The sequence below is a fragment of the Azohydromonas lata genome, assembly GCF_034427735.1.
In the GTDB taxonomy this organism is placed as follows: Bacteria; Pseudomonadota; Gammaproteobacteria; order Burkholderiales; family Burkholderiaceae_C; genus Azohydromonas; species Azohydromonas lata.
Genome location: NZ_JAXOJX010000032.1, coordinates 81,742 through 88,416, shown reverse-complemented (window position 1 = coordinate 88,416; position 6,675 = coordinate 81,742). Strand labels below are relative to the sequence as shown.

10 protein-coding genes are annotated in these 6,675 nt (G+C 57.7%); 1 reads left to right on the top strand and 9 read right to left on the bottom strand.

The annotated features are described in order from the left end of the window. The 9 genes from SM757_RS18930 to SM757_RS18900 all read right to left on the bottom strand — a co-directional run. Window positions 1-866: TRC40/GET3/ArsA family transport-energizing ATPase (locus SM757_RS18930; RefSeq protein ID WP_322466686.1), on the bottom strand; the 866-nt coding region annotated here is incomplete at its 3' end. Window positions 867-1,028: 162 nt separating this feature from the next. Next, a complete protein-coding gene (locus SM757_RS18925; RefSeq protein WP_322466685.1) occupies window positions 1,029-1,391 on the bottom strand; it encodes a DUF2750 domain-containing protein in 363 nt (120 codons plus the stop codon). 205 nt (window positions 1,392-1,596) lie between these two features. Further along, window positions 1,597-1,956 (bottom strand): winged helix-turn-helix domain-containing protein, encoded by a 360-nt coding sequence (locus SM757_RS35585; RefSeq protein ID WP_407655780.1) that lies wholly within the window; start codon window positions 1,954-1,956, stop codon window positions 1,597-1,599. 50 nt (window positions 1,957-2,006) lie between these two features. Next, window positions 2,007-2,240, bottom strand: a complete 234-nt coding sequence (locus tag SM757_RS18920; RefSeq protein ID WP_322466684.1) for a helix-turn-helix domain-containing protein — start codon at window positions 2,238-2,240, stop codon at window positions 2,007-2,009. 93 nt (window positions 2,241-2,333) lie between these two features. Next, window positions 2,334-2,993 (bottom strand): hypothetical protein, encoded by a 660-nt coding sequence (locus SM757_RS18915; protein WP_322466683.1) that lies wholly within the window; start codon window positions 2,991-2,993, stop codon window positions 2,334-2,336. Between the two features lie 204 nt (window positions 2,994-3,197). Further along, complete coding sequence (locus tag SM757_RS18910; RefSeq protein ID WP_322466689.1) at window positions 3,198-3,407, bottom strand: KTSC domain-containing protein; 210 nt, start codon at window positions 3,405-3,407, stop codon at window positions 3,198-3,200. Between the two features lie 365 nt (window positions 3,408-3,772). After that, entirely contained in the window at window positions 3,773-3,982 is a 210-nt protein-coding gene (gene yidD, locus SM757_RS35580) for a membrane protein insertion efficiency factor YidD (protein ID WP_407655783.1), read from the bottom strand. Window positions 3,983-4,195: 213 nt separating this feature from the next. After that, window positions 4,196-4,606, bottom strand: coding sequence for a hypothetical protein (locus SM757_RS18905; RefSeq protein WP_322466682.1), 411 nt, complete (start codon window positions 4,604-4,606; stop codon window positions 4,196-4,198). Window positions 4,607-4,654: 48 nt separating this feature from the next. Then, window positions 4,655-5,566, bottom strand: a complete 912-nt coding sequence (locus SM757_RS18900; RefSeq protein WP_322466681.1) for a LysR substrate-binding domain-containing protein — start codon at window positions 5,564-5,566, stop codon at window positions 4,655-4,657. Between the two features lie 103 nt (window positions 5,567-5,669). Here SM757_RS18900 and SM757_RS18895 point away from each other — a divergent pair, with 103 nt between their 5' ends. Beyond that, on the top strand, window positions 5,670-6,638 hold the full coding sequence (locus tag SM757_RS18895) for a tripartite tricarboxylate transporter substrate binding protein (RefSeq protein ID WP_322466680.1): 969 nt from the start codon (window positions 5,670-5,672) through the stop codon (window positions 6,636-6,638). Window positions 6,639-6,675 lie beyond the last annotated feature (37 nt).

Sequence of the window (6,675 nt, the reverse complement as noted above, 5' to 3'; positions counted from 1 at the left end):
AATCCCACCATGTCGAAGCCGCGCAGCGGCACGTGGCTGATGGGCAGCGGCGCCAGCGCCGGGGGCATGGCTTGCAGGGCGGCGTGCTGCTGTGCCTGCAGCGCGGCGGCCACCGCGTCGCTCGCCGCCGCTTCGGTGAACACGCCGTTGACGACGAGCCACTGGTTGCCCAGGCCCAGCGCCAGCAGCTCCTCGCGGGTGCGCGCGGCTTCGCGCAGCGCGGGCGCGTCCGGCCGCGTCACCAGCACCACGCGCGTGCGCGCGGCGTCGCCCAGCGCCTGCATGGCCTCGCGAAAGCGCGCCTCCTGCATCTTCAGCCCCGAGTGCGGCCCCAGGCAGGAGGCGCCGCGGTCGTTGCCTTCCAGGAAGCCGGTCCAGGCCTTGGGCAGGCTCAGCAGCCGCAGCGTGTGGCCAGTGGGCGCGGTGTCGAACACGACGTGGTCGAAGCCATGCGCATCGCCCGCGAGCAGGCCGACGAACTCGTCGAAGGCCGCGATCTCGGTGGTGCAGGCGCCGGAGAGCTGCTCGCGCACCTGGCCGCGCTCGGCCTCGGTGCTGCCGGGGGCCATCTGCGCCAGCACGCGTTGCCGGTAGGCCTCGGCCGCGGCTTCCGGGGCGATGTTCATGGCCTGCAGCCCCGGCGCCCCGGCCACGTCCCGCGGCTGGCGGCCCAGCGGCGTGGCGAGCATCTCGTCCAGGTTGGAGGCCGGGTCGGTGCTCACCAGCAGCACGCGCCGGCCCGCGTCCGCCAGGCGCAGCGCACAGGCGCAGGCCAGCGAGGTTTTGCCTACGCCGCCCTTGCCGGTGAAGAAGAGGTGGCGGGGGGCGCCGGTGAGGAGGTCGTCCAGGGGGCGTTGCGTGGGCATGAGAGTCCTCCGGGGGCGTGCGGGGGTTGCGGCTTGCTCATCCCCAATGCTGGGAGTGGCGCCATAGGTCGCATGTGCCGCCTTTGCGAATGCCGCAGCCAAGATCGAATACCTAACAGGCAAATTGTTCAGCGCGCCCAACACCCTCGACGTTGATGGAGATCACGCTCCATCCTTTGACTGCCAGTAACTGATGTTTTCTCGAAGGTCTTGTGCACTGATGTCATGGCCGGTAAGTCGCACACCAGACCAGTTGACACCAATCGACAAGCCTTCACTTTCAAATAGCTGAAGTTCTTTGTTTAAGAATTGATTCAGTGGAATTACGGAAATCCGAAACTTTTGATATTTTGAATGATCTTTCTGAATGCTTTCCAGTCTCGTCTTGCTTGACCAAAATGAAGCGACTTCTTTGTCGTTAATTCGATAAACAAGATATTCGTCGTTTTCTGTGAAGGTAAAAAGTCTTCCTTTGGCTACAACTTGCTCATAGAACTTTGTTGCTTGGGCTGCGGCGATTGACATTGGATGCTTCCGTGAGGCCTAACGAATAAATTCAGTGGAGAGCGGAAGCGGCTCGAAACGATGTTTTCGTCTCAGTCCCCGCAATGCCCCTCTAAAAAAGTTTCACACGGCTCAGTTCTTACCCCATTTTTATTGAAGACGCTTTTAATGCAACTCTTCATTTTATAGTATTTCCCATCAAACGCTAAAGTGATGCGGCTCTCCTCTACGGCGTTATGCCCAACAATGAGGAGATCACGGTAACCGTTAGTCTTCGATGGCCGGCGGGCGCGTAGCCGCGTGCCCATGCCGCGTCTTGCCAAACGGTAGTCTCGTCGCCCCAGTGAATAAGGCCAAGCTCGGCTTTGGCTTGGCGCACTATGGCGGGGTACTGTACTTGCAGCCATTGCTGCACTGCGACGGGATCCTGTGCCAATGCACGTTTCGCAGGACGCTGCGGCGTAAAACCCCAGCGTCGTAAATATTCACCGACTGTGCGAATTGGCATGTCAATGCCCCACATTACCTTAACGGCCAATTGAACCGTATTACGATTCCACAATGCGTAAGGCAAATTTAATTGCATTGGACTACCTTGCACAATTTTGTCGCGCAGCAGCGTTTCTTGAGCTATATCTAGCGTTCGGCTATCACCGAACGTGCGCCCCGTTTGCTGGAAGAAACGTCGCCCAGCACGCCAGCTTCCCCGATGCCATACCGCTTGTGCCAATTCAGGACCGCTGAGCGATTTATACCAACAATGGCTGCAATCTCATCCCAAGTCCAGCCCTCTCTTCGCAGACGGTCAGCCTGCCTTCGCAACACTTGCAGCGTTTCTTCGGAAAATTTTCGGGCGTCGAGCTTGTCCATCAAGACAATATAGTCCGTCTTGTTTTATATTGCCAATTTAATAATAAAATTGTTTGGTCAGTTTTAAGGTTTGTTCCTGCAAGAGTTTTTGGGTCAGTTCGTGCTTTCCAAATTTCCTGCCAGTGCATGAGAGCAGTATTCTTTTGCTGTTTGATGGCCAACTAACTTTAGAGTTAGTATAATGCCAGGTTCAAAGATTCCAGTGCTAGCTGGAATGTCTCTTGCAGCACTTGGGAATGACCACGCGATTGCCTCTGCATTTGTCTTTCTTTGGACATCAGTAACTACTTCCTGGAAGTAAATTTCTGAGCCTCTATCATCTGGTTTTACGATGAATATACAAGCGGCAATTTTAGCTCGACAAGGCCAATCTACTGCAATAGCGTCTTTGATTGCATTATTGTGACCACTAAGATTAACTTTTTTACCGTGGACCACAGATATTTTGAGTTCAATGAATTCCTCAGTATTGAAGATGAGGGAGTCTAGCGGCTGTGAGAATTTGATCCATAAATCACTTCGACTATTTTTGTTTCCCGTTTTTGAAACGGCTGATTCAACTAAGGATGCGTGGCCGCATTGAATAGCGGCGGTGGATATTAGGCCGGCATTTGAAATTTCAAGGTGCCACCAAGGTCGATCTGGAGTGGCTACGACGCACCATTGTTCGATCAAGTTGCACCATTGCTGGAGAATTTCCTTCCAGTGAGAAAGTTCTCCATTAGCCAAAGAGCCTGAAAACGTCTGTTTCATAAAAAATTATAATTTAAATTATGTATTTGAGCGACAAACTGGAGATGAAAAAAATTTGGGTATTGTTTTTGCCAAACAAATGAAAGGAACATCCCCATCCTGAGTCGGGTGCCTGCGGAATGCACGGTAGAGATAGTTAGCAAATGGCGCCACGATGGAGTTGCGAAACATCGATGTGTCATCTATTGGAGTTGGGCCAGAAAACTAGCCAACCTTGCGGTAACAATAAGGTCCCTTCTTGATATGGGCGTCTAAGTAGGAGCCGTGCGAACTTGCGGCCATAAGGCCCGCGTGGACTGATGCAGGGACACCGTAATACTCGTAAATGCTGCTGCTGACGAAGGCGATTCGGAGTGTTTGAGTTGCTGCCTCGTAGCCAATCGCTCTGAGGTTGGAGGATGAAACTGGGATCATATTCATGGATGCTCCTTTCGTATTGAGTTTCTTTATGACCAACGTGTGCGTTAAAGGGTCGGAAAAGGCGTAGCTTTTTCTGGTCCGCTGGAAAGTGGGTTTGGACTGGCCAGAAAGACATTTGGCCCCTGGAATTGAGCCGGGCGAAGCTGTCACCCAGCCCTGCACCGATTTCCATAGGGCCACTTGCGAAAAATGCCGAGCGAGCTGTCACCAGTGAGCGATATGTCGTGCGGGCCACCTCCGCGAATGCCGTGCTGCGGTTCGAAGCCAAAACGGACTAATAACTCATGGCGCCAGCAATACCCAACGCTTAAATTCAGCGACTGCCGGAAGTAACATTGTGGAGTGATGAGTTGGTTTTGTTACGGCATATCTTCCCCGCCCTGGAACAAGGCGCCGTTGCAGCGGCGAATTCGCAGGTGGGTAACCCTGCACCCTTTAAAGAAGCCATATTTTTGCAGCGCCATAATCCCATAGTGAGAGCACGAAGGGCTATAGATGCATTTGCGATTGTGGTACCGGCGAAGATGCCGTTGGTAAAATTTAATGGCAGCAATTCCGATAAATCTCACTCGTCCCTCTCGAATGTGCAAACCAGCCACTCACCTTTTCCACCGCCACAGCCTCGATTGATCACTTGCCGATATTCGCTTGAATGCAAACGCCAGCCTCCGACTGCATGTGTATTGAGGAATTCTTCGAATTGTTTACAGCGCGCGTCGTCCCATCCATTGTCTTGCGCACCGCATCCGACGATTTTTGGTAAAAAGGCCTTAACCATGTATTTAACTGGCATTGCATTCTCCGCTTTCGAGCTTTGTTAAAAGAGTTGTGATGTTAATTGACCCGCTCGGTAACAAAATTCCGTTGTGGCCTAAACAACTCAAAGCCACCATCATCTGTTCTATGGCCCGCCTCGCCAAGGCGGTTAAGTCGTTCTTCGCCCCTGGTTTGACTAAGTGCAACAGGTCGCTTAAAAAACTGCGGATGGACAAATGCGCGCGAAATAAATCACGAAATTCCTTCCCCAACTCGCCTCCACGCAAAACAAGCCCCAGCCGCCATCCTGTTTCTTTACGGCAAATTCCCAAAAATTGATTTTTCCACGCCTGAACGAGGCCATCCCCGTCTGCCGTCCCATGAAATGGAATAGCGCCCTCGGGGTGCCTGCCTCGCCGCTTGATCACAACCCCCAAGAAAACAACATTTCTCCCCGGCAACACTGAACGCCAACTTGAGACAGCTCAGTCCTCGTCCCCTCCAGGCGGCTTTTGCTCAAACCACTCCACCAAAAAATCCACCAACGCCCGCGTCTTCGCCGAAAGGTGGCTACGCGTAGGAAACACCGCATAGATATCCGCCGAAGGCAGGCTCCACTCCGGCAGCACGACTTGAAGCGCACCAGCCCGCACATGCGCCGCCGCGTCCCACAGCGAGCGCATCAAAATCCCGTGCCCCGCCAGCGCCCAACCCAGCGCCGTTTCGCCGTCATTGGTGCTCAGCGGCCCGCGCACTTTCACCGTTTCCTGTCGGCTGCCCTGGCTCAGATGCCAGGTGCCGAAGGTCTCGTCCCCCTCGCGAATGAAGATGCAGGCGTGCTGCGCCAGGTCGCGCGGCGTGGCCGGCTCGCCCGCGCGCGCCAGGTAAGCCGGCGCCGCCAGCAGCGCCCGCCGGTTCAGCGCCAGCCGCCGCGCCGTCAGCCGCGCGTCGGGCAACTCGCCAAAGCGCACCTGCAAGTCAAAACCCTGCTCGACCAGGTTGATGGGTTTATCGGCCAGGTGCAGTTGCACTTCCACCTCCGGGTAGCGCAGCGCGAAGGCCGACAGCGCAGGCGCCAGGTGCCGCCTGCCAAACCCCAACGTGCCGCTCACGCGCAGCAGTCCCTTGGGCTGCGCGCGGCTGCCCGCCACCGTGCGCTCCAGCGTTTCCAGCTCCTCCAGCACCCGGGCGCCTTCCACCAAATACGTTTCGCCCTCCGGCGTGAGGCCGATGCGGCGGGTGGTGCGGTGCAGCAGCCGCACGCCCAGGCGCTGCTCCAGCGCCGCCAGCCGCTTGCTCACGCTCGAAGGCGTCACGCCCAGCTCCTGCGCAGCGGCCGCCAGGCTGCCTTGCTTGACGACCAGGCTGAAGAAGGTCAGATCAGTGAAGGCATCCATTGGTGAATTTAAAGAACGAAAGAAGTTCAAAAGAAGAAATTATGCGACTTGGGTTCATGGATAGCATCTCCCCATCGCTTCCACAAGACACAGGAGACAAGCCATGCAACGCCGAAGCGCTCTCGCCGCCCTGGCCGCACTGTCTGCGCTGGCCGCAGCCCCGGCCCAAGCGCAGGGCTACCCGGAGCGGGCCATCAAGCTCGTCGTCCCTTATGCGCCCGGCGGCAGCGCCGACATCGCCGCGCGGCTGATCTCCGACGAATGGGCCAAGGCGCTGGGCGGTACGGTGTTCATAGAGAACAAGGCCGGTGCCGGCGGCAACCTGGGCGTGGACGCGGTATCTAAATCCAAGGCCGACGGCTACACCATCGGCCTGCAGACCGTGTCGCTGGCCATCAACCCGGCCCTGTTCCCCAAGATGCCCTACGACACGCTCAAGGACCTGGCGCCCATAGGCCTGGTGGCCAGCTCCCAGCACGTGCTGGTGGTCAACAACAACCTGCCCGCCAAGGACGTGAAGGCGCTGCTGGCGCTGCTCAAGGCGCAGCCGGGCAAGCTCACCTACGGCTCGGCCGGCCCGGGCAGCACCTTCCACATGGCCGCCGAGCTGTTCAAGGGCGTCTCCGGCACGGCCATCACCCACATTCCCTACCGCGGCGGCGGCCCGGCCCTGGCCGACACCATCGGCGGCCAGGTGGACATGAGCTTTCCCGTGCTCTCCGCCGCCCAGCAGCAGGTCCAGACCGGCAAGCTGCGAGCGCTGGGCGTGACCGGCGCCAAGCGCTCGCCCCTCATGCCCAACGTGCCGACCATCGCCGAAGCCGGCCTGCCCAACTACGCCTTCGAAACCTGGTTCATGGTCTTCGCGCCCGCCGGCACGCCGCAGCCCGTCATTGAGAAGCTCAACGCCTCGCTGGGCAAGGCGCTGGCTTCGCCCGCCCTCAAGGAGCGCATGACGCGCGAGGGCTACGACCCCACGCCGTCCACGCCGGCCGAGGCCCGCGCCCGGCTGGAGAAGGAAATGCCGCAGTGGGCCAAGCTGGTCAAGGAACGCGGCATCACCGCGGAGTAAACAGCGCCATGAGCAACGCCCCACTGTTCCCCAGCTT